General features: G+C 34.2%; 19 protein-coding genes. 5 read left to right on the top strand and 14 right to left on the bottom strand.

Annotation, left to right across the window (positions count from 1 at the left end; translation table 11 throughout):
* Positions 1–54 precede the first annotated feature (54 nt).
* Positions 55–1,062, top strand: a complete 1,008-nt coding sequence (locus tag DMB68_RS09870; protein WP_110346529.1) for an IS110 family RNA-guided transposase — start codon at positions 55–57, stop codon at positions 1,060–1,062.
* A 274-nt stretch (positions 1,063–1,336) separates the two neighbouring features.
* On the opposite strand, the gene DMB68_RS09875 is transcribed toward DMB68_RS09870, so the two are convergent.
* The 13 genes from DMB68_RS09875 to DMB68_RS09935 all read right to left on the bottom strand — a co-directional run bounded on the left by DMB68_RS09875 (position 1,337) and on the right by DMB68_RS09935 (position 16,807).
* On the bottom strand, positions 1,337–1,585 hold the full coding sequence (locus DMB68_RS09875) for a hypothetical protein (protein WP_110346530.1): 249 nt from the start codon (positions 1,583–1,585) through the stop codon (positions 1,337–1,339).
* Positions 1,572–1,976: a hypothetical protein gene (locus DMB68_RS09880; protein ID WP_110346531.1), complete on the bottom strand. Its 405-nt coding sequence runs from the start codon at positions 1,974–1,976 to the stop codon at positions 1,572–1,574. The genes DMB68_RS09875 and DMB68_RS09880 overlap by 14 nt, the downstream gene beginning before the upstream one ends.
* Before the next feature lie 209 nt (positions 1,977–2,185).
* Positions 2,186–2,623: a hypothetical protein gene (locus tag DMB68_RS09885; protein WP_110346532.1), complete on the bottom strand. Its 438-nt coding sequence runs from the start codon at positions 2,621–2,623 to the stop codon at positions 2,186–2,188.
* Positions 2,624–2,636: 13 nt separating this feature from the next.
* A complete protein-coding gene (locus DMB68_RS09890; protein ID WP_110346533.1) occupies positions 2,637–3,917 on the bottom strand; it encodes a hypothetical protein in 1,281 nt (426 codons plus the stop codon).
* 5 nt (positions 3,918–3,922) lie between these two features.
* Complete coding sequence (locus DMB68_RS09895; RefSeq protein ID WP_110346534.1) at positions 3,923–5,461, bottom strand: T9SS type A sorting domain-containing protein; 1,539 nt, start codon at positions 5,459–5,461, stop codon at positions 3,923–3,925.
* A 69-nt stretch (positions 5,462–5,530) separates the two neighbouring features.
* The gene (locus DMB68_RS09900; RefSeq protein ID WP_110346535.1) at positions 5,531–6,805 is read right to left on the bottom strand and encodes a hypothetical protein; all 1,275 of its coding nucleotides are present in this window, start codon (positions 6,803–6,805) and stop codon (positions 5,531–5,533) included.
* 75 nt (positions 6,806–6,880) lie between these two features.
* The gene (locus tag DMB68_RS09905; protein WP_110346536.1) at positions 6,881–8,446 is read right to left on the bottom strand and encodes a transglutaminase domain-containing protein; all 1,566 of its coding nucleotides are present in this window, start codon (positions 8,444–8,446) and stop codon (positions 6,881–6,883) included.
* A gap of 47 nt (positions 8,447–8,493) precedes the next feature.
* Positions 8,494–9,999 carry an O-antigen ligase family protein gene (locus tag DMB68_RS09910; RefSeq protein WP_165830118.1) on the bottom strand — a complete coding sequence of 502 codons (1,506 nt, stop codon included), beginning with the start codon at positions 9,997–9,999 and terminating at the stop codon, positions 8,494–8,496.
* A gap of 537 nt (positions 10,000–10,536) precedes the next feature.
* On the bottom strand, positions 10,537–12,222 hold the full coding sequence (locus DMB68_RS09915) for a sodium/sugar symporter (RefSeq protein WP_110346538.1): 1,686 nt from the start codon (positions 12,220–12,222) through the stop codon (positions 10,537–10,539).
* Positions 12,223–12,499: 277 nt separating this feature from the next.
* The gene (gene galE / locus DMB68_RS09920) at positions 12,500–13,492 is read right to left on the bottom strand and encodes a UDP-glucose 4-epimerase GalE (protein ID WP_110346539.1); all 993 of its coding nucleotides are present in this window, start codon (positions 13,490–13,492) and stop codon (positions 12,500–12,502) included.
* A gap of 1 nt (position 13,493) precedes the next feature.
* Positions 13,494–14,543, bottom strand: coding sequence for a UDP-glucose--hexose-1-phosphate uridylyltransferase (locus DMB68_RS09925; protein ID WP_110346540.1), 1,050 nt, complete (start codon positions 14,541–14,543; stop codon positions 13,494–13,496).
* 2 nt (positions 14,544–14,545) lie between these two features.
* Positions 14,546–15,715 carry a galactokinase gene (gene galK / locus DMB68_RS09930; RefSeq protein ID WP_110346541.1) on the bottom strand — a complete coding sequence of 390 codons (1,170 nt, stop codon included), beginning with the start codon at positions 15,713–15,715 and terminating at the stop codon, positions 14,546–14,548.
* Positions 15,716–15,751: 36 nt separating this feature from the next.
* Positions 15,752–16,807, bottom strand: a complete 1,056-nt coding sequence (locus tag DMB68_RS09935) for an aldose epimerase family protein (RefSeq protein ID WP_110346542.1) — start codon at positions 16,805–16,807, stop codon at positions 15,752–15,754.
* Between the two features lie 103 nt (positions 16,808–16,910).
* On the opposite strand from DMB68_RS09935, the gene DMB68_RS09940 reads away from it, so the two are divergent.
* The 4 genes from DMB68_RS09940 (at position 16,911) to fsa (ending at position 22,280) form a co-directional block, all read left to right on the top strand.
* On the top strand, positions 16,911–17,909 hold the full coding sequence (locus DMB68_RS09940) for a GntR family transcriptional regulator (RefSeq protein ID WP_110346543.1): 999 nt from the start codon (positions 16,911–16,913) through the stop codon (positions 17,907–17,909).
* A 100-nt stretch (positions 17,910–18,009) separates the two neighbouring features.
* Positions 18,010–19,152: a geranylgeranyl reductase family protein gene (locus DMB68_RS09945; RefSeq protein WP_110346544.1), complete on the top strand. Its 1,143-nt coding sequence runs from the start codon at positions 18,010–18,012 to the stop codon at positions 19,150–19,152.
* A 406-nt stretch (positions 19,153–19,558) separates the two neighbouring features.
* Complete coding sequence (locus DMB68_RS09950) at positions 19,559–21,601, top strand: transketolase family protein (RefSeq protein WP_110346545.1); 2,043 nt, start codon at positions 19,559–19,561, stop codon at positions 21,599–21,601.
* Positions 21,602–21,623: 22 nt separating this feature from the next.
* A complete protein-coding gene (gene fsa / locus DMB68_RS09955; RefSeq protein WP_031453962.1) occupies positions 21,624–22,280 on the top strand; it encodes a fructose-6-phosphate aldolase in 657 nt (218 codons plus the stop codon).
* A 136-nt stretch (positions 22,281–22,416) separates the two neighbouring features.
* Here the strand turns inward: fsa and DMB68_RS09960 are convergent, their stop codons facing one another.
* Entirely contained in the window at positions 22,417–23,106 is a 690-nt protein-coding gene (locus DMB68_RS09960) for an NUDIX hydrolase (RefSeq protein ID WP_110346546.1), read from the bottom strand.
* Positions 23,107–23,128 lie beyond the last annotated feature (22 nt).

Genomic DNA, 23,128 nt, shown 5'->3' on the forward strand with positions numbered 1-23,128 from the left:
CTAATAAAGGCTCTAAAGAAGTTCAACATTTTTGTTTATCTTAAATTCAAAGTTATGAAAAAGTATTTATTTTACGTAGGTATCGACATTTCTAAACTTAAATTAGATGTTGTTTTAATTGATCATGTATTTTCAAATCCCTCAGAGCATTTTATTGTTGAAAACACTCAAAAAGGAGTGAAAGAGATTTTTGATTATTTATTAAAAAAGAAAATTGATTTAAGTCTGACTCTGTTTTGTTTTGAAAACACAGGGATATATACTTACCCGTTAAGTTATTATTTTTCTCAAAAAGGCTTAGATTATTGGATTGTTCCTGCAATTGAGATTAAACGTTCCAAAGGTATTTCCAGAGGGAAGAATGATAAAACTGATGCAAAGGACATAGCGATGTATAGCCTAAGAAATATTGATAAACTTAAACTTTCTTCTTTAGCCGAAAAAGAAATTCAACAACTGAAATTACTTTTTACTGAAAGAGAAAAAGTGATGAAGTCTATTCATCTATTTGAAACTTCTAGAGAAAATATTGATTTCACATCAAAAGAGGTTTATAGAATGGTGAATACTATAAATTCTAAAACAATAAAATATTTAAAAAAAACAGTAAAAATGTTAGAGTTAAAAATGAAAGACATCATTAAAAAACATACTGTTTTGAATCAAAACTTTAAGTTAATTCAGAGTGTACCGGGAGTTGGTCAACAAACGGCAATATATTTTTTAATTACCACTAAAGGGTTTAATGCTTTTGATTCAGCCCGGAAATATTCCTGCTACGCTGGAGTTGCTCCTTTTGAATACAGCTCAGGTTCAAGTATTAAAGGAAAAACAAAAGTGAATCATCTGGCAGATAAAAAAATCAAGTCATTATTACAAATGTGTGCCTTGTCGGCTATAAAATGTGATCCTCAACTTAGAGAGTATTATAACAAAAAGAAAGAAGAGGGTAAAGATAAAATGTTAGTTTTAAATAATATTCGATGTAAAATTATTGGTCGAGTTTTCGCAGTAATTAACAGACAAACTCCGTATATAAACACTCATAAATTTGCCTGTTAATTTTTAAATTTTACTTGGTTTTCATCATAGAATGCACCAGTTGGGATTGCAAAACCTCGTTATCGTTGCGAAGGCATATCCGAGCCATAGGGTTTTTTACAATTTACTTTTCACCAACTACCTTGAGTAGCCTTGTCCAACATTGTTGTTTTTTATCATTAGGTAAAAAATAAGACAACATAATTACACTATGATCAAATATGTTCTATTTTATATTCTAAGTTATCCCACACTAAAGTTGAGTCATTTTTTAGATACCATTTTTTAGGGCCAATTATAATATCATCGTATGACCTTCTTGCAAAATATAGCCTTTTTTAAAACTAAAATTATATCGATGTGAATATCCGTCTTTTTCAAATTTGAAATTAATTTCGCCACACCCAACATTATATTGTTTAGTATTACTCCATTGCCAATAATGATCTTTAGGAGTTATAAAAATTTCCTCTATTTTATTTTTTTTAGTACACGAAATTAAGAGAGTGAAAAATACTAGATATAATAATTTATTCTTTTTCATAGGTATATTTTACAAGTTGTGGTAAATAGCCATTTATTTCAAAACTCAAAGATAAATTCCCGAGACTATATTGTCCAAATTCAGGTGCTATAATTTTGATTTTGCCTTGGTGTTCTAAATTGAATTCATTAATTTTTGAAATAACTATATTATGGTTATAATTTAGATTTTCTCTTTTCTTTTGCTGATCTATATTTAACAAATAGTTACAAAATGAATAAACAACACTACTTTTATAATCAACATTTGAATCTTTAAAAGAGTCATCTTTCATTTGTTTTAAATATACATTTGCATGAGTTTCATAGGTGTCTTCCACCTTATTTATATTATCAATCACATGTAGTATTTCGTGTTTTAAAGTGCTTTTAAAACTATTTACATTATCCAGATCTTACTAAAGCCACCATTTGAGTTTAAATAAATAAGAGTTCCGGGTGGTGTACGTGTGTAGGAAAACAGAAGTGAACTTCTAGAAGACACTTCTGTTTTTAGTTAATGGCGTTGTAAACGCTGCCTTTTTTCTATAAATTTAAGTAGGTACTCGTTGTAAACTATCACCAGTTGAGTTACTTTTTTGTAAGATGACCACATAATTATCTACTTAACATTATCAAGTGAATCTACTGGTTTGGGGCCTTGTGGTGTTTGTATCCATTTTGATAACCTTACAAAGCATTTTATACCCTTTGACTCGTAATGGTAATAAGACAATAAAATTTGCTTTTTTGTAATTTTTTCGATTTTAAACACTCCTTTGTCCCAAACAAATGTAGAGTCATTTTTGATAGACCAGGTACCTGGATCATTTATTAAATCACCATCATTGTTAGCTAGCCTAAAAGCTGTAGGTGTTACCAAGAACCTGTCGTAACTTCCATTTTCATTAAAGTGGAAACAGTTGCCTCCAGTATTGTAGCAATAATCATGGTGTACCCAGTATTCGTCTTTCTCAGCTATAAATATAGATTCAGTTTCTTTTTTCTTGCTGCATGATATGCACAATATCATTAACAGTATTACAATTGTTTTATTCATTAATTAAAATGTTTTAGTTATCGAGTAAAGTCATTTCTATTAAATCAGTTGTTTCTCCTTTACTTCCCCATCCTATTACTAGTTTTAGACCACCTCTTTGTTGATAAAGATCATAAATTTTAACTTTAACATCTGTATCATTTTTATTAAATTCGTCTATTTTTTTTGCAATTAAATCCCTTGTATAACCAGGCACTACGCTTTTATCCATATTTAATAAATAATTGGCAAAAGAACCGGCATTTTCAATTCTAAAACCAAGACTTGTATCTTTGTATGAAGGATCTTTTGCTGCTTTTATATATACATCGGCATGAGTTTCTAAAAAGTGTTTAGGTACGAAATTTGGATGTTCTTTTTTATAATTATTATCATCCACATGAAATATTTCATGTTTTAAAATACTTTTAAAGTCATTCACATTATCCAGATATTTGTTAAAACCACCGTTTGAGTTTAAATATATGTGAGTTCCGGGTGGTGTACGTGTGTAGGCAGCAGTTTCTGATGCTAGCTCAGTGTATTTGGCAGTGGTAATTTTAATGGCTTTGTTTGCACCATCTAATTTTCTTGCTAAGTATACAGCAAACTTGGAAAGGTTAGCCCTGTCCTTGTCGTCTTGTGGATTTAATTTTGAAGGTGATTTGTACGTACCGTCCCTTGCTAATATTGTAACATTGCCATCCGAATCTATCTTTCCGTATGGTTTATTTTCATATGTTAATAGATCTACACCTGAAGGTGAATTTATTTCTATAGTATTATCATAAGGATTATATGAGTTCAAATCTACTTCAGATGTAGTCCAGTCCTCGGGATAAGGTCCGGCAATATAAGGTGTAGGAACAAAATTCCATCTTACTATATTACCAGAACTATCAATTGAATAATAATAATTGTCGTTACTAGCTACATCATTATTACCGTCATTGTCTCCTGTTGATGATCCCCCAGATGTGCCCCCGCCCCAACCAGAAAATGATCCACCTGAACCGTTATTTGTATCACTTCCGGAAGAGCCTGTTTCAGTTGAGTCTGAGCCTTCGTAATAAATCACTTCATCACGATCCAGAATACCGTCTTCATTTATGTCTGCATAAATTCGACCATCTGAATCCTGAGCCCAAAGTCTGCCATTTTCATCCTCCCAAGTTTCTCCAGAGCCATTATAATACCCATCTTCACCTAGTCCGGAATTATTATCATGATCCCCGTCAGTGATTTGTGCAAAACTATTTTGCCCTATTAATAAGGATAAGAACGTAAATGCTAAAATATAATATTTCTTTCTCATCGCTGTTATTTTTTAATTAAAATAGTCGTTTTTACTTCTGTGCCATAAGTCAGTCTCAATACGTAATATCCCGCAGGAGCATTTAACGAAAGAGTTCTGGTTTGTGTTCCTTGCTCCAGGTTTTTCCATTGCTGGGTGTAGAGTTCCCTGCCTGTAATGTAATAGATGCTCACTCCTACGTCTGCAGGTTTTGCTAAATCGAAACTAAGGCTAAAGTCTGTTACTACAGGATTAGGGTATATGGCTACAGAAGAAATGACTTGCTGAACTTCGCTTGTTCTGGTTTGTTTTTTCTCTAAAATCAGATACATGGGTTTTTCATTCTCACGTTCTTTGATGTTATAGAATTGCAGGTTGCCTACAATAAACAGCGATTCATCGGTTTGCAGTAATTGCAGTGTGGCATTTTTAAATTCATACCTATTAAGATTGCCTTTGTAAAAATGCTCGGTGCGGTCTATTTTAGAATCCTTAAATACAATGGCATCCTCCTGGATGTGGGCCTTAAAAGTAACAGTATCGCCATCAATTTCTTTCCATTCGCCATTTAATGCTTTACCATCCTGATTTAAATCTATCTGCAATAAAGTTTTACTTAAGATATTTTGTCCACTAAAGTCATAGCGTAATGCATAACCGGTGTAATTGCCGGAAATATCAGTTGTAATAGGAACCTGTTTGACCTTTTTGAATGTTTCAGGAGCTTCAGTTTCGTTAATGGTTATGACTTCACCAATAGGAGCCGAAATGGTTTTGGTCTGATTTGGACTATGGTTTTCAGCCTCCGGATCATCAAGTTCCATTTGAGATGGTTTTACACCCATTGCAGCTGATCTGCTGAGGTAGTTTTTTGCTTTCTCCAAATTGATATCTACTCCATAACCATTGCGGTAACACAGTCCCAACATGTACATTGCCCAAGGATTGTTTTTTTGTATGGCAATTTCAAAATGCTGTATGGCAATGCTATAGTCTTGTGTGCAGCCAAAGCCTTTATAGTACAAATAGCCTTGTAAATAACTACAATGTGAATTTCCTTTTTCAGCACCTTGTTTAAAAATACTCATCGCAAGAGGATAATCCTGAGGAACTCCGTTTCCTTTCATTAGCATTCGCCCCCATGCAGTATAAGCAGAACCATACCCTGCTGTGGCAGCTTTTTCAAAATACTGTATTGTCTTTAAGGGATTTGCCGGGACACTTATACCTTCCTGGTATACTATTCCGAGATTGTACCAGGCTTTAGCATAACCTGCCTGCGCTGCTTTTTCAAGCCATTTTATTCCTTCTTGTTCATTTACAGATATTCCAGTGCCTTTGGTGTAGATAAGCCCCAGTGCATTCATGGCCACTGGATTGCCTTGGGATGCAAGTTCAGTGTAACTGGCTATTGCTTTTTCCGGATTATAGTCTTTGCTTCCTTTTACGAGCTGAAGCCTCGCCTTTATTAATGATTTGCTAGTATCCGGGGATTCCTGAGAGTTTCCGAGCATACTACTTAGGAGCAACAATAAATATACTCCTTTTTGGGTAATTTTCTTCATTTGATTATATATTGAGGTTAAATAATTATGCGTTCCAACGAGAATTTATGCTTTATAGGTTCGCAAACTTTACCACGCTAAAGCATTTTTGGCATTTTCACTTTTTGCTTTGCTTCGTTTTATGGCATCCAATTGCACTAATATTTCAGGTTTTTTTTGTTCAACATCACGAACCAGAAAACGGGTTTCAGAAGTTTTCCAGTTTTTGTTTTTTTCCAATGCAATCAATAATTTCAGGTGGTAAGTAGCCAGTTCAGGCATTAGTTTTTGTTTGTCTGCATTTTTAGTCAGCCCTTCTGATTCTAATGCAGACCAGCTTTGATTTGCTTTTTTTATTGCTTCATTTTTATTTTTCAAAGTGAGCCACTTAGTGAATTGTTCAGGGGTTATAATTTTGGTTATATTGTCAAATTCTGAGGGTAATGGTTTGGGAGGGGTTAAGCTTCCCTTTAAATCGTTTTCTTTATTTTCAATTATGATTTTTTCAAATGCAACATATTTAGCTAGCAGTGTGTCAATTTGATTTTTTGTCAGGTCGAGTTCTTTTTCAAATTTAACTACCGAAGCATATTTATTATTAGCGTGTTTTTGGTCTGAAAGGATTTTAGCTCTAATCAATATAGGTGGCTCCATAAGTGTTGCTTTCAGGCTCAGGAAATCCTGTTTCTTTTTTTCAAATCGTTCTGCTTTTTTGTCCAGATAACCATTTTTATTAAAATGATAGTCTTTTATTTGCTGGTATTCTTCCTGTTCCTTTCCAGGAATATTTATTTTTAGTTTTTCAATCCTTGCCCAATCGCTTTTAGTTTCCGCAATAGATTCGTCTTTATACGAAAAATTGATTATTTGCGAATATTGATTTTGATTTAGGATTGTAGATAGTTTTCGATTTTGAAACTGGAGAATTACTTTAGTTGATTTTTTAGGGCTATTCTCCAAGGAATCATTTAATTGGCGTATTTTATTGATTTGTGTAGATTCGAGTTTTAATTCGAGTGTGAATTTTAAGGCTATCAAAAATCGATTGTCTTTATCCATTTCATAAGCATATTGCTCCATCTCTTCAATAGACAATATGTTTTTTAGAAACGTTTTATCAATAGTGTAATCATTTTTTAATTGATCTGCAGAGGTGCCAGCAGCTAACCCAGCATTTACGATACTATCTGTTTTGATGAATTTCTTAGCAATCCTAATTTGCTGGTCTTCACTCAAATTTACTTTTGAGGTTACTTCGTCTATTTTATATATAATATGTGCCGGATATCGCTTGCTGACATTAGGACTTACCTGCGCTATATTTAAAATAGGCAGTAATAGCAAAATTTGGAATAGTGTTTTCATTTTTTTGTTATTTTGAATAGTATAAATTGATCTAAGATTTTGCAGTTTTTTTATCTGTATAATGTGCTAACGCTGTTAGAACCAAAATCGTTCGCCATTGTCCTCTATGATAAAAGGACGTTCCAAACCTTTGGAGTCTCCCGCTAAAAATAGGAACAAGGCATTTTTAGGGACTTTTTCAAACTTCATTTCTGTTATAGGGCTTGTTACTGTTTGTTTTCCCAATATTTTCCATTTGTTATCCCAGTACAAAAGCTGGTAGGTGATGCCGAGTTTAAATTTCAGGTATTTTTCTTTTTCTGCTATAACAACCTCGCTGGTTTGTGCAAAGTCAGGTTGCAGTACCTTTGTGGTAGTATTGCCAACAACAACCGGAGCACCTGCAGGTGTTAATTTGCCGTTGTTATAGTATTGAGGGATAATGACTGTTTGTTTACACAGTTTTGTAAAAACAGTTTCGTTATTAGCTGTTTTCCCCCACCAGAAAGGTCTCCATGCCAATCCGTTAAAAGTGGTTGCATATACAATTTCAGGATGGTTTTCTGTTGGATATAATGGACATCTAACATCTGTAGTTTCCCAGAAATCATTGGTTACATCAATGTAATTTTGCTGTTGCAGGAAGCCTTTCGGTATATTGCTTATATCTTCGAAACTGGCTAATGTTTCAGGATTTTTAGAATACGTAAGACGTATTACTTTGGCAGGTTCCCTTGCCAGGTTCTGGCGAAAATCCTTTGTCCCGTAATCGCAATTAAGCATTTGTCTATTTTCATCAAAAAATGTATTGGTATAGTGACCTTCTGTTGCAGTTGCCCAAAACGGAATGATATTGACTGCTGCTGCGATACCTTGCGAACGCATGGTAAATACATTCATGCTGGCAATATCTGAGCAGGGTCCCTGTTTGCGGAAAAGCAATTGAAGGCTGCCTAATCTTGGCAAAGGTTCGCTGCGTTTTTCTTTCCAGTTGTTAACAAACCAGATGTCTTGATCATCTTTGACATAAGGTAAGGTGGATTGAAAACCCCTGTCAGTAATTTTATCGTTTATCCATTTAAATTTATCAGCATAAGTACTGCGCCAGTCCTGCACTGGTTCTACGCTTACTCTATATGGTAAAATATATTCGCAAAAATCATCAAATGAAGTTGTTGTTATTGCAGATGATCTCCATGCTTTAAAAGCATTTTCTAAATTTTCAATTAAAAATTCACTCTTGATGTTTTCGATATCTTTGTAAATAACAGGTTTGGGTTTGATGTCGGTATTTTTTTCTTTGATTGCTGCAAAAGCAGTTTGTGCCTGGAGAAAATCAGGGTAATCTAACTCGTTATAACCGATTTTGTTTCCTTTAGTATCTTCCCAATAATAATCAGATGAAGAATGAATATCCATATTGGCAATCAAAAACTGCATTGCTTTTATTTTTTGGTTGTCACCGGTTTTATCAGCATATTGTAAGGCTTTTTCAAGTTCGGGTCTATTAGCTCCGGCTTTTTTCAGATTTGTTTCAACAGAAGCAGGATATTGTGCCTGAGTTAAAAAAGGAATTAGGAAGAATGCGATTTTCAGGATTCCCGAAATTCGAAGAACAGAATATTGGGATATATTTATTTTGGTAGTTTTTTTATCATACATATTATTTATTTTAATTTTTATACTTTAATTCATTATCGATCTTTGGTTTATTGCTTTTGTGTGAATTTTGTCCTCTCTAAATTTTTTAACAAAATCTGACACCTTTTTTTATACTGATTCACTTTTTCGGATGGTATTTTTGGTTGAAGCTGAATAATTTCCTCTGCCAGAGCGGCTGCTTTAGAAGTTTCTTGGTTTTTTAGGTACCCTTTTAGAAGTCTCATTCGATAAGAAAATTTTATCGGATATAAAGCACTAAGTATTTCGTATTGCTTAACCGCCTGCGGATATTGTTTTAGTCTTTCATAACAAATCCCGGTTCCTAAATAAATATCCGGTAACGAGCTTAATGCTCTTGCTTTTTGAAAACAGTCTAAAGACTTTTGGTATAATTGTTTTTCAAAATAAATGGCACCATAGTTTTTCCAATAGTTAGGATCTTCCTGTAAGGAAATCTCTAAAGGAGATATGATTTGTAAGGCTTGTTCATAATGCCCTGCTTCTTTTGACAGTTTCGCTTTTTTGTTTTGTAAGTCAGCTGAAGCCATTCCAAAAATCAGATAAGATGCATACAAACTGACTGAAGCCACTACAATTTTAGTAAGGATAGGAAATGCCCTGTTTTTTTCAATGAAAATAAGATATAGAGAAAACTGTGAATTTTTTAAAGTGCTGCAAATAATGGAGGCATAGATTATTCCCATGCACATTACAGGTACAATTTGCATGGTAGAATTCACCATTGACATTGTTATAAAAGCTACTACTCCAGCATAGGCTAAATTGAAAAAACTGTTGGTCTGTAAATCATTATCAGGATTGATATCATCTTGATTTATTCTGTTTCTTTGTTTTAAGCTAAAAAGTAAAGAACCAAAAAACAGAGAAATTAACAGAAGACCGATGCTCCCACCTTCAACCGCATTCTGTAGTATTTCATTATGAGGCATGATCACAGGTCCGGCATTGACTAATTCTTCGGTAGTTGCTTTTCCTTTTTGAATATAGTTTGCCTGATATAAATTGTATTCTTTCTCAAAATAACCGTAGCCATAACCCGTTAACGGTTTTTTGGTAGCCATTTGTGTAGATACTTTCCATATAAATTTCCGTCCATCGGCAGAATCTTTTTTTGCATTATATAAACTTGAACTTAAAGCAAAACCGATCATTATTGCTAAGATAAATACCGCTTTGACGGTAATGCTGTTTTTCTTGTTTTTTAACCAATCTGCTAACTTATACTCTAAGCTATAGAAGACAAGTATTGATAAAATGGTTCCAATAAAGGCTGTTCGACATTTAAGCAGTAGCATTGCAATTGGCAAAAACAAAAAGCCTGTTAAGAATAATTTCCTGTATCGGGTCTGAAATAGGTATAGAAAAATTGGTACCGTAAGTGCTAAAAAGATAGCTGCGACATTGGGATTATTCCAGCTGCCTGTAACTTCGAAAAATTTGTTTTCACTTTTGAATATGCCTAAAAATTGGAGAAGACAATACAAAGATTCCATTATAGCAATTCCTGCAACTCCCATTAAAAATTGCCTCAATTTGAAGTCAGTTTTGCTAAAAATACGAGTTGCGCTAATAAATAGAAAATAGAGAGCAATACTATAAATGGTAAAAACTAGTGTGGCTTTATTTGTCATATAATTGCATAAGACATACATACTCAATATTCCGAATAAAACAACAGGTGTTTTAAATTTAAAATCTTTTTGGGCAGGAGAAAAAAAAGAGATAATTGTAAAGAGAAAAACAGTGATACAAAATCCGTAATAAGCAACAGCTGTTGAGGTGTAAAAACATTCGGTATTAACGAGTGTTACAATAATAACAGTAAATAACAACAGAATATTTAATGTATTAGTAAAATAATAAATGAATTTCAATTTTTTTAACTTTAAAAATAATAAGGGCGTAAAAATAGAGTTAAAAAAAACAATGGGTAATACCTGAATTTAGTGATATTTGTGAAATTTACACTTATAAAAAAATTATGTTAGAATAATTAGTGGTTAAGCAAAAAAAAAGGTCTGAAACTAAATTTTAGTTTCAGACCTTTTCATTAATTGAAAATATATTTTTTACCAGAACTTAGCGTACAATGCAGCTATAATCAATAATGTGATTACAATTAGTACAGTAGTTTGTGGTTTTAATCTGAACATTGTTTTATCCAATTCGAATGCTTTTGGATTTACTTTTGGTCCTGCAAAACTTATGGCAATCATAAGAAGCATAGTAAACACAAATGATAATCCCATACAGATATGGAAAGGGATTTCAAATCCACCTTTTCCGTTTGGCCAGGCCGTGTATAATAAAGTTTCATTTCCGAATAATGCAGGAGCAAATTCATTGAATAAAACAGATAATAAGAAACCTGCAATTACACCTACAATAGCAGCTGTACCTGTAGTTCTTTTCCAGAACATACCAAGGAAGAACATCGCGAATACACCAGGGCTAATGAATCCTGTATATTTTTGGATATACGTAAATCCACCAACACCACCAATTCCAAGAACGTCATTCCATGTAAATAAAACTGCTAAAAGCATCGCTGCGAAAACTGCGTATCTACCAATGTTTACCTGATGTCTGTCGCTGGCACTTTTTTGGATGTATTTTTTGTGAACGTCTAATGTATAAATAGTAGAAATACTGTTTACTTTACCTGCTAATGATGCTACGATAGCTGCAGTTAAAGCGGCTACTGATAATCCTTTTAAACCTGTTGGAAGGAAAGTTAACATTGCTGAATAAGCTCCGTCTTTTCCACCAATCAATTGTGGTAAACCACCATTTTGATATAAAACATAAGCTGCAATACCTGGCAACATTACGATAAGCGGCATTAATAATTTTAAGAATCCTGCGAATAAAATACCATTACGGGCAGTTTGCAAGTCAGCACCCAAAGCTCTTTGTGTGATGTATTGGTTACAACCCCAATAGTTAAGATTGATAATCCAGATACCAGCCAAATATGACATTAATCCCGGGAAAGTTAAATATTTATCAATTTCAAGTTGAGAAGAACTCGCAGTAGGTCTGTCAATGATCATTTTGAAATGCTCCGGTGCTTTTTCCATTAATAAACTGAAACCGGCAAGGGCATCTTTTCCAAAACCAAAATGTTCTGCTACAACAGTCAAGGCAATATAGGTAGTAACCAAACCTCCAATGATTAAAACCGCTACCTGAATTACGTCAGTATACGCCACAACTTTCATTCCTCCTAAAGAGATGATTAAAGCAAAAACTGCCAAACCAATCATGATAGCATGAAGATATTCTCCTCCTGCTAATCCATTGATAGCAACTGCTCCTAAATATAAAATAGAAGTAAGGTTTACAAAAACATACAAAAACAACCAGAAAACCGCCATGATTAAGGCTGTAGACTCGTTGTAACGTGTTTTTAAGAATTGTGGCATGGTGTAAATCTTATTTTTAAGATATACAGGAATAAACCAAACTGCTACAATAATTAAGGCAACAGCAGCAAGCCATTCGTAGGCCGCAACAGCAATTCCAAGGAAGAATCCCTCTCCACTCATTCCGATAAATTGTTCTGCTGAAATGTTTGAAGCAATTAATGAAGCTCCAATCGCCCACCATGTAAGAGTTCCCTCTGCAAGGAAATACGCCTTAGCATCGTGTTCGTTTTTTTCGCGTTTGCGATAAATCGTGTATCCGTAAATCGATACCACGAGAAAATAAATAATAAATACTGCATAATCTGCAAAAGCAAGGTTCTGGCTCATTTGTTAGTAATATTTGAAATTAATATAAGTGATTTTTGATAGTTTTAAATTTATTTTGATGTCAATGTGAAAAATAACTTAGAATGGTTACGAAACTAATTAATTTATTCTTTTAATTCGAAAAAAATACGATATGTATTTTAATTTCGCCGTTTTTTTAGCAAATTGAAAATCAAAAGTAAAGTAAAAATAGTTACGGACAATACAAATAAATGTATTTTTTACATTTGTAACAAAAAGATACAATTTCTATATTTTATTGTCTGATCTTTTGTTCCTATTTCCAGGCACTTGAGATTGCATCATCAAGTGATAACTGTGTTTTCCACCCCAGAACATTATTAGCTTTGTCTGTATTTGCATAAGCTTCTGTAACATCACCTTCTCTTCGGTCTACGATTTTATAAGGTAGTTTTTGACCACTTGCTTTTTCGAATGCGGTGATTACTTCAAGCACAGTACTTCCTTTTCCGGTCCCTAAATTGAAAATCTCCAATTTGTCTGTATTGGTTTTGTTTACCAGTCTTTGCATCGCAATAACATGTGCTTTTGCCAGATCTACTACGTGGATATAATCCCGCACACAAGTTCCGTCCGGAGTAGGATAGTCATTTCCGTAAACGGATAATTCTTTTCGTAATCCAACACCGGTCTGTGTAATAAAAGGAACTAAATTTTGCGGAACTCCAAGCGGCAATTCACCAATTTCGTTTGATTCATGTGCTCCAACCGGATTAAAATAACGAAGTAAAATAGCATTAAGATTGCTTACTTTAGTGACATCAGTAATGATTTCCTCGCCAATTTGTTTGGTATTTCCGTAAGGCGACATTGCCGGCTGGATAGGGGTTGATTCTGCAATAGGCATCTTTTCTGCCTGACCGTAAACCGTACAGGAAGAACTGAATATAAAGTTTGCTTCCGGTTTTTTGTTTAATTCCTGAAGAATGTAAACCAATGAGCTTATATTGTTTTCATAATATAACAAAGGATTCTGAACGCTTTCACCCACAGCTTTTGAAGCCGCAAAATGAATCACCCCTGAAACATCATCATATTTTTTGAAGAAATTCTGAACGGCTGTTTTATCTCTTAAATCAATTTGTTCAAAAAGTGGTTTTTTACCTGTAATTCTTTCAATACCATCTAAAACTTCAATTGAAGAATTGGAAAGATTGTCTATTACAATTACTTCGAAATTTTCGTTTTGTAATTCTACAACGGTGTGTGAGCCAATAAAACCTAACCCGCCAGTAACGACTATTTTCATCTTATTTGTTTTTATAATGTATATCCGATTGCTCTCTTAAAACGGCAGCACTTTTTTCAGGTGTAATATCACGCTGTGATTCACCCAGCATTTCATATCCAACCATGAATTTTTTTACTGTAGCAGAACGCAACAATGGTGGGTAAAAGTGCATATGAAACTGCCATTCTTCATGCTTTCCACCATCCGTAGGAGCCTGATGGATTCCTGATGAATAAGGGAATGAAGTGTTGAAAAGATTGTCGTACTTCGTCGTCAGCTGTTTCAGGATAGTGGCATAAGAGGTCACTTCTTCTGCTGTAAACTCGGTAATTCTGGTGATATGTCTTTTACTGATGATCATCGTTTCGTAAGGCCAGATTGCCCAGAATGGCACCAATGCTGCAAAATGATCATTTTCGATTACAATACGCTCTTCTTTTATTAATTCGGCCTTAAGATAATCCTGTAAAAGATTGCGGTTGTTTTTAATAAAATAATCTTTTAGGCTTTTTTGTGTTTTTTCAACCTGTGTCGGCAAAGAAGACTGAGCCCAGATTTGCCCGTGCGGATGCGGATTGCTGCATCCCATAACACTTCCTTTATTTTCAAAAATCTGAACGTGGTTGATATAGTCAATATTGCCTAAATCGGTATATTCTTTTTGCCAGGTACGGATAATATTTTCAATGCCTTCAACTTCCATTTCCGGTAAAGTAAGATCGTGTCTTGGCGAAAAACAAACTACTCTGGAAATCCCTCTTTCCGGCTGTGCCTTAAAAAAAGTTTGTTTGATGTCGTCTTCGAACATGATTTCATCCTGCTTCATAGCGGCAAAATCATTTTCAAAAACAAATGAACTTTCGTAATTTGGGTTATTTACACCATTGGCACGAACATTTCCCGGACATAAATAACAGGTTGGATCGTATTCCGGTAATTTTTCTGTAGAAATAGTTTCATTCTGACCTTGCCATGGTCTTTTTGCACGATGAGGAGAAACTAAAACCCATTCGTTTAATAATGGATTGTAACGTCTGTGCGGATCTTCATTAATATCAAAATTTCTCATTCTTAATTTGTGGTATAAAGTGATGTTCCGTTTGAGACCTTCACATCATAAATTTTTAAATCAATTCCAAATGTATCAAAATAAAGGCTGGTAAATGCTTCTTTGACCCTGTTTTCGTTTCCTTTTTTAATTAAAGTAATCGCACAGCCTCCAAAACCGCCGCCCATTAATCGGGAACCAACAACAGCTTCTTCTTTTTTAGCCTGCTCTACAATAAAATCTAATTCCGGGCAGCTAACTTCATAATCTTTAGATAATCCGTCGTGGGTATCAAAAAGCAATTGGCCTAAAAGTTCAATATTTCCATTGTCTAAAGCCTCACAAGCCTGAGTAACGCGTAGAATTTCTTTTACGACAAAATGTACTCTTCTGAAAACAACCTCAGACATTTTATCCTTAAGACTTAAAACCTGTTCTTCAGTACAATCCCTGAACGTTTTGATTTCCGGATAATGATTTTTGATGATTGAAAGTCCTTCTTCACACTCTAATCTTCTGTTGTTGTATTCTGAGGTAAAAAGCGAGTGTTTTACATTACTGTCAAACAAAACCAGTGAATAATCTTTGAAATCAGCATTGTGATATTCAAATTCCAATGTGTTACAGTCTAATTTTATTACTTTGTTTTCAAGTCCGTGAACGCTTGAAAACTGATCCATAATACCGCAATTAATACCTACCCAGTGTTCTGCTTTTTGTCCTAATAATGCAATATCTACTTTTTCAATTTTCAAATCGAATAATTCTTTGATTCCGAAAATCATTCCGCATTCTAAAGCTGCAGATGACGATAATCCTGAACCAACCGGAATATTACTGCTGAAAACACAATTGAAACCATCGAAAGAAAATCCATTATCCTGCAATTGTTTGATAACGCCAAGGATATAATTGGTCCAGACAACATCACTTAATTCAATTTTTTGAGTCAGGTCAATTTCAAATTCTTCATTTAAATCGATGGCGATAATTTTTGAAGTTTTAGAATTGCTTTTCTCAAAGGCAAAACAAATAACTTTATCAATTGCTGCCGGTAAAACATAACCGTCATTATAATCGACATGCTCGCCTATAATATTGATTCTCCCCGGAGAAAGTACAATTTTTTGAGGGGCTTTCCCGAATGATTTTTCAAAAAAAGCAGTGGTATTTTGTATTAAAATCTCGTTCATTATTTCTATTAATCTTGTGTAGTTGTTTACTAATATTTAGTTTATATTTTCAAATTTATAAACTGTTTTTTGATGGTATTCTTCGCCTTTTTTCAAAACTGAATTTGGAAAATGTTTCTTATTAGGTGCATCAGGAAAATTTTGAGTCTCAAAGCAAATTCCGCTTGACGGATGATAGGTGGCCTCTTCTTTTCCTTTTAAGATATCAAAACAATTTCCGCCTACATATATATGTACACTTGGCTGATCTGTGTAAACGCTCATTTGCAGATTGTTTTTCGAACTGAATAATTGAGCCACAATAGTATCTTTTGGTTCAAGAACGAATGAAGTATCAATAGTTGCAGGGCATTTTTTAGGTTTTCTGAAATCAAAATCATGGTTGGAAAGATCAGTAAAATTTCCGGTTGGAATATTATCTGAACCTGCTTCCACAATTTTTTCAGCATCTATAAACATACTTTGATTTAAAACAGTCGAATCATGGCCATCCAGATTAAAATAACTGTGATGGGTCAGGTTAATTACCGTGTCTTCAGTAGTTGTTGCTTTATACTCCAGTTTTAATTCATTGTCTTCCGTCAAAGTATAGGTTAAAAATACATGCAACTCTCCCGGATAATTTTCTTCTGAATCTTCACTCAGAAGACTTAAAGTTATAGACGGGTTTTCGCCTGAAGTTAAATCAGCAACCTGCCACACTTTTCTTCCAAAACCAATATTTCCGCCATGTAGTGCGTTTCCGTTATTATTGGTATTCAGCTGAAATGTTTTGTCATTTAATGAAAAAGCACCTTTACTGATCCTTCCGGCATAACGACCAACTGTTGTTCCAAAATAAGGAGCGCTTGGCAGATCATATGATTTTAGATAAGACTCTAATGAATCAAAGCCTAACACCACATCAACAAGTTTTCCTGTTGAAAGCGGTACCTGCAATGAAGTTACAGTTGCACCATAATTAATAATCTGAACTTTCATGCCGTTTTTATTGGATAATTCAAAAGAAAGAATTTCTTCGTTATCAGGCATTAAACCAAATAATTTTGATGAAGATTTGTCCTGAAAATGTGATATGTGTTTTAAATCCATATAATTTTTACAAAAAATGAAATCCAAAAGTAGAAATATTCTGCAGAGTTGTATACCAGTACCTACCAGTTTTTGTATATTGCACAAAAAAAACCTTTTTCTGATGAATCTTATTTCTATTCAAAACAATTTAGGTCTGCCAAAGTATAGGCAGATAATTCTCTCAATAGAAAAGGCTATCGACGATGAAAAACTAAAAAAAGGAGATCGTCTGCCTTCTGTAAATAAGGTGTGCCTGAGCTTTTCTTTGTCCCGGGATACGGTTTTGCAAGCCTATGACGAACTTAAAAAGAGAGGGATAATTTATGCCATTCCAGGCAAAGGATATTACGTTAAAAGCGTTGAAACCAGTATCAGACAGAAGATTTTTTTACTTTTTGACGAGTTAAATATTTTCAAAGAAGACATTTATAATTCATTTTTAAAAAATATTGGAAAAGATGTTCAGGTCGATATTTTTTTTCATCATTTCAATGTTCCGGTTTTTAAAAAGCTGATTAATGATAGTAATGGGAATTATACCAAATATATCATTATGCCTACCAATTTAACGGATATAATCGATTCGATAAAAACCCTACCAGTAAACGAAGTGATTGTTTTAGATCAGATAAACGATGAATTAAAATCGTATCCGGCCATTTATCAAAATCATCAAAAAGATATTTTTGAAGGACTATATAAAGGAAAATCAAGGATAAATAAGTACAAAAAACTGATTTTAATTTTTCCCGGATTCAGAGAGCCATTAGGTATGAAAACCGGATTTGAGAATTTTTGTACAGAACATCATTTTGATTACGAAATTATTACTCAGTTTACCGACCATGAAATTGCAATTGGAGATTTATATGTGATTCCAAATGATCGGGATTTGGTAGGAGTAATTGAAGAAGCCAGAAATCAAAATCTGAAATTAGGAACCGATTTTGGTATTATTTCCTATAATGAAACCCCTCTGAAAAAAGTGGTGGCAAACGGAATCACTACCATTTCAACCCATTTTGAAGCCATGGGAAAAATTCTGGCAGAGATGGTTCTTAAAGGAAAAAATGAGCAGATAGAAAACAAGTGTTCCTTAATTATGCGAAATTCACTTTAAGCTTTAATTGATTTAGCCATTGCATAACTTTTTAAAATTATTATCGGACAGTCAAAATTTTGTTTTTTAGAATGATTCCTTTAGTTTTGAAAAAAAAACAATGAAAGTATTTGATGTGGCCATCATTGGAAGTGGTCCGGCCGGAGCTTCTGCCGCTTTTGAATTATCGAAAAGCGGAATTACGACGGTCATAATTGAAAAAGAAATTCTGCCAAGATATAAAACGTGTGGTGGTGGTTTGGTTCACAGAGGAAGAAAAAATATTCCTTTTGATGTATCATCCGTCGTTGAAAAAGAATTCTATGAAGTGGATACTTATTTTTCAAACACAACCATCAAGCTTACGACAAAAAGAGATAAACCCATAATTACTATGATTATGCGTGATGCTTTTGATAATCTGATTGTAGAAAAAGCAAAAGAAAATGGTGTTACCCTTTTGCAGAACCATAAAGTTACCAATATTACTTTCGGAGAAATTCAAACGATCCATACTTCTGAGGGAGATGTACAGGCAAAATTTATTATTGCCGGAGATGGCGCATTAAGTCCGATAGCTAAAATGGCAGGATGGGAAGAAACCCGAACTGTTATTCCGGCTTTAGAATACGAGATAGAAGTTCCTTTGGCTGATTTTGAAAGATTATCAAAAAACGTCCGTTTTGATGTAGATGCCATTCCAAATGGTTATGGCTGGTGTTTTCCTAAAAAAAATCATTTATCTGTAGGAGTTTGTATTTTAACTAAAGCGAACCAGAAGCTTGATTTGAAAAAATATTACACAGCCTATTTAAAAACGTTAGGAATTACAGAAATTGTAAACGAAGACGCTCACGGATTTGTAATTCCGGTTTCTCCAAGAACAGATACTTTTGTTCGAAAAAATGTTTTTTTAATTGGAGATTCAGCAGGATTTGCCGACCCTGTTCTTGCCGAAGGTATTTCAAACGCCATATTAAGCGGTGTCCTGGCAGCGGAGTCTATTATAGAAGGTAAACTTGATCCCGCAAGATCTTCAGAATTGTATCATGAAAAATTAGAAAACGGCATTTTACCCGAGATAAAATCCGGGGTTACTTTAGCCAAAATTTTCTACAGCAAAAGAGTGTTGCGTAATTTTGTTGCCAAAAACTACGGTCCTGTTTTATCCAATGCGATGACAGATATTTTTATGGGAACCAGAACTTATCCTAAAGATTACAAAAAGACGATACGCGAAAAAATTAAAGGGGCTATTTTTTAATTTAAAATAGTTGATTTGTATAAAAAGGGTCCAATTCTATAAGGTTAGAATTGGACCTTTTTTAGTTAAGATAGATTCTTAAAAACATTATATGGTGGTTTTTTTCAACATTTTTCAGAAAAATATAAAATTTAAATTTAATCCGTTTCCCTTGTGTTGTTGCTTAAATGACATCTTATTTTGTGTCTGTTTGATAAATCATTAAAGATTTAGTAAAAAAAATATATAAAATATTTTTTGTTTTTGTGAAATTATTTTACATACATTTGTAAATGTAAATTTTACACTTATTATTTGATTTGTTTCTGCCTAATCATTTTTGAAATTATTTTGATTTCAAATCCGGTATTTACAAGTCGAAAAATCTATTGAAAAAAACCACAAAAACTTTACAAAATAACCAAGAATGAACAACAAAATAGACCAGTTATCGGCAGATAATATACGTGCTTTAGCGATCTCAATGGTAGAAAAAGCAAATTCAGGCCATCCCGGAGGAGCTATGGGAGGTGCAGATTTTCTTCACATTTTATATACCGAATATTTAAAATACGATCCAACCGATATGCAATGGATTTTCAGGGATCGTTTTTTTATGGATGCAGGGCATCTTTCGGCTTTGATGTATGCACAATATCATTTGCTGGGGAATTATGAAAAAACCGATTTAGAGAATTTCAGACAATGGGGTTCTGTTACGCCGGGACATCCTGAAATTGATGTAAAACGTGGTATCGAAAACACCTCAGGGCCATTAGGGCAAGGACATGTAATGGGTATTGGGGCAGCCATTGCAGCCAAATTTTTATCAGCACGATTTGATAATTTATTTGATCATAAAATTTACGGATTTATAACCGATGGAGGTGTTCAGGAAGAAATTTCGCAGGGAGCCGGTCGTATAGCAGGACATTTGGGACTGAACAATTTTATTATGTTCTATGATTCTAATGATGTACAGCTTTCGTCAATGACAGATGAGGTTACCACAGAAGATACAGCCCTAAAATACGAATCATGGGGATGGAAAGTAACGACCATTGACGGTCACGACCACGAACAAATTCGTAAAGCATTAACCGAAGCCAATAATGAAACAGAAAAACCAACTCTGATTATAGGAAGAACCATTATGGGGAAAGGTTGTGTGACAGCAGACGGATCAATGTATGAAGGACAATGCGAACTGCACGGAAAACCTATTGGCGCAACCAAAGCTGATTTTAATAAAACACTGCAAAACTTAGGTGCAAATACTGAAGATTCATTTGCAGTTTATGAAGAAGTTGCAGCACATTACGGAGCAATTTTAAACAAAAAGACAGCAGAATCAGCCGATAGAAAATCAAAAATTGCAGCCTGGGAAAATCAAAATCCTGCATTGGCTCAAAAAATCCAGCAGTTTTTCTCAGGAGATTTGCCTGAATTGGATTTTGGCAGTATTGCACAAAAAACGAATGCTGCAACACGTGATGCTTCTGCAGCAGTTTTAGGCTATTTAGCAGAAAACGTTGAAAATATGATTGTGTCTTCTGCAGATTTATCTAATAGTGACAAGACAGATGGTTTCTTAAAAAAATCATCGGTTTTGAAGAAAAATAATTTTAACGGAGGCTTTTTACAGGCGGGTGTTGCGGAATTAACGATGGCTGCAATTGCCAACGGAATCGCACTTCACGGAGGAGTAATTCCGGTTGTAGCTACTTTTTTTGTGTTTTCAGATTATATGAAACCGGCCATTCGTCTGGCAGCGATTCAGGAATTACCGGTAAAATACGTCTGGACGCACGATTCTTTCCGCGTAGGCGAAGATGGACCCACACACCAGCCAATTGAGCAGGAAGCACAAATTCGATTATTGGAAAAAATTAAAAACCACTCTGGAGAACAAAGTTTACTGGCTTTACGTCCGGCAGACGCTGTTGAAACTTCTGTAGCCTGGCAAATGGCGCTTGAAAACAAAAAAACACCAACTGGTTTAATTCTTTCCAGACAAGATATTAAAGATCTTCCAGTCAATGGAAATTCAAGATTTGAAGAGGCAGGTCAGGCAAAAAAAGGAGGATATCTGGTAAAATCGGTTCAAAATCCTGATATCACTTTAATTGCCAACGGATCAGAAGTAGCAACATTGATCGATGCTGCAAGCGAACTTGAAAACACATTTAATATAAAAATAAATGTAGCATCGATAATTTCAGAGGGACTTTTCAGGTCACAGCCAAAAGAATATCAGGAAAGCGTTATCCCAACAAACGGATTGGTTTTCGGACTTACAGCAGGTCTTCCGGTTAATCTGGAAAATTTGGTTGGAAATAACGGAAGAGTATTTGGTCTGGATCATTTTGGGTATTCCGCTCCGGCTTCAGTTCTAGATCAGAAATTCGGATTTACCAGTAAAAACGCCGCTGAGGAAATCAGCAAATATTTAAAACAAAACAATTTTTAATTCATCAAAATAAAAAGAAGACATGAAATTTTTTATAGATACAGCAAACCTAAAAGATATTAAAGAAGCCAATGACCTTGGGGTTTTAGATGGTGTTACCACAAATCCGTCATTAATGGCAAAAGAAGGAATTACCGGAGCACAGAATATTCTTGATCATTACATAAAAATCTGCGAACTGGTTGACGGAGATGTAAGTGCCGAAGTAATTTCAACAGATTTTGAGGGAATGATCGCTGAGGGAGAAAAACTTGCAGCCCTTCACCCGCAAATCGTGGTAAAAATCCCGATGATAAAAGACGGAGTAAAAGCCATTAAATATTTTTCGAATAAAGGAATCAGAACCAATTGTACTTTGGTGTTTTCATCAGGACAGGCATTGCTGGCGGCAAAGGCCGGGGCGACGTATGTTTCTCCGTTCATAGGAAGACTGGATGATGTGTCAACAGACGGAATGAATTTAATTGAAGAAATCAGACTGATTTATGACAATTTTGGTTTTGAAACTCAGATATTGGCGGCTTCTGTTCGAAATGTAATGCACATTATTAATTGTGCAAAAATTGGTTCAGATGTTATTACAGGCCCATTGAGTGCAATCGAAGGTTTACTGAAGCATCCTTTGACAGATATTGGTCTGGCTACTTTCCTGGCAGATTACCAAAAAGGAAATAGTTAAATACAATATAATAATTAGTTTAGTTTTTTAATAGTAGTTTTATTTAATGCAAAAACCCTGAAAATTTGTGGCTTTCAGGGTTTTGCTTTTTATAGGGTCACAAAATAAAACGTGATTTTTCTAATTGTAGTTGGATTTATAAATTCAGTACGAAATCGTTAAGTAATTTTTCCTCATATTTTTCTTTATTGAACGTATATAAGTAGGATCCTTTTCTGGAAGACTGCATGTCTTTTTCATCCAGTTTATTTAAAATTTCCAAAGAATTGATCTTACTGATAAAGTTACGTTTGTCCAGTTCCTTACTTAAAATTGCTTCATACAATTCTAACAATTGGCGCATGGTGAATTTTTCAGGAAGTAATTCAAATCCAATTGGTTTTATCGAAGTTCTGTAGCGCAATCTTCTAATGGCATGCTGAACCATTTCGTTGTGGTCAAAAATAAGATTTGGTGCATCCGCTATGCTAAACCATTCTGCATGATAGTTTTTGATCAGTTCTTCATTATGGTTTTCAATATTAATTAAGGCATAATACGAAACAGAAATAGTTCGGTCGACAGGGTCACGATCTATTTCACTGTATGCATGCAGCTGCTCCATATAGATATCGTGTAACCCGGTGTAGGTATTCAAAATTCGGATGGCAGCATCGTCTAATATTTCATCACGTTTTAAAAAGCCACCCATTAATGACCATTTTCCTCTCTCAGGTTCAAAGTCCCTTTTAATCAAAAGTATTTTTAGCCCCTGATGGTCAAATCCAAAAATGATACAATCTACTGCTAATAAAACCTTATCCGCAGAGCTATAACTGTTTAGCATATTTTATATTTTATTGGTAAAT

The sequence above is a fragment of the Flavobacterium hydrophilum genome (assembly GCF_003202405.1).
In the GTDB taxonomy this organism is placed as follows: Bacteria; Bacteroidota; Bacteroidia; order Flavobacteriales; family Flavobacteriaceae; genus Flavobacterium; species Flavobacterium hydrophilum.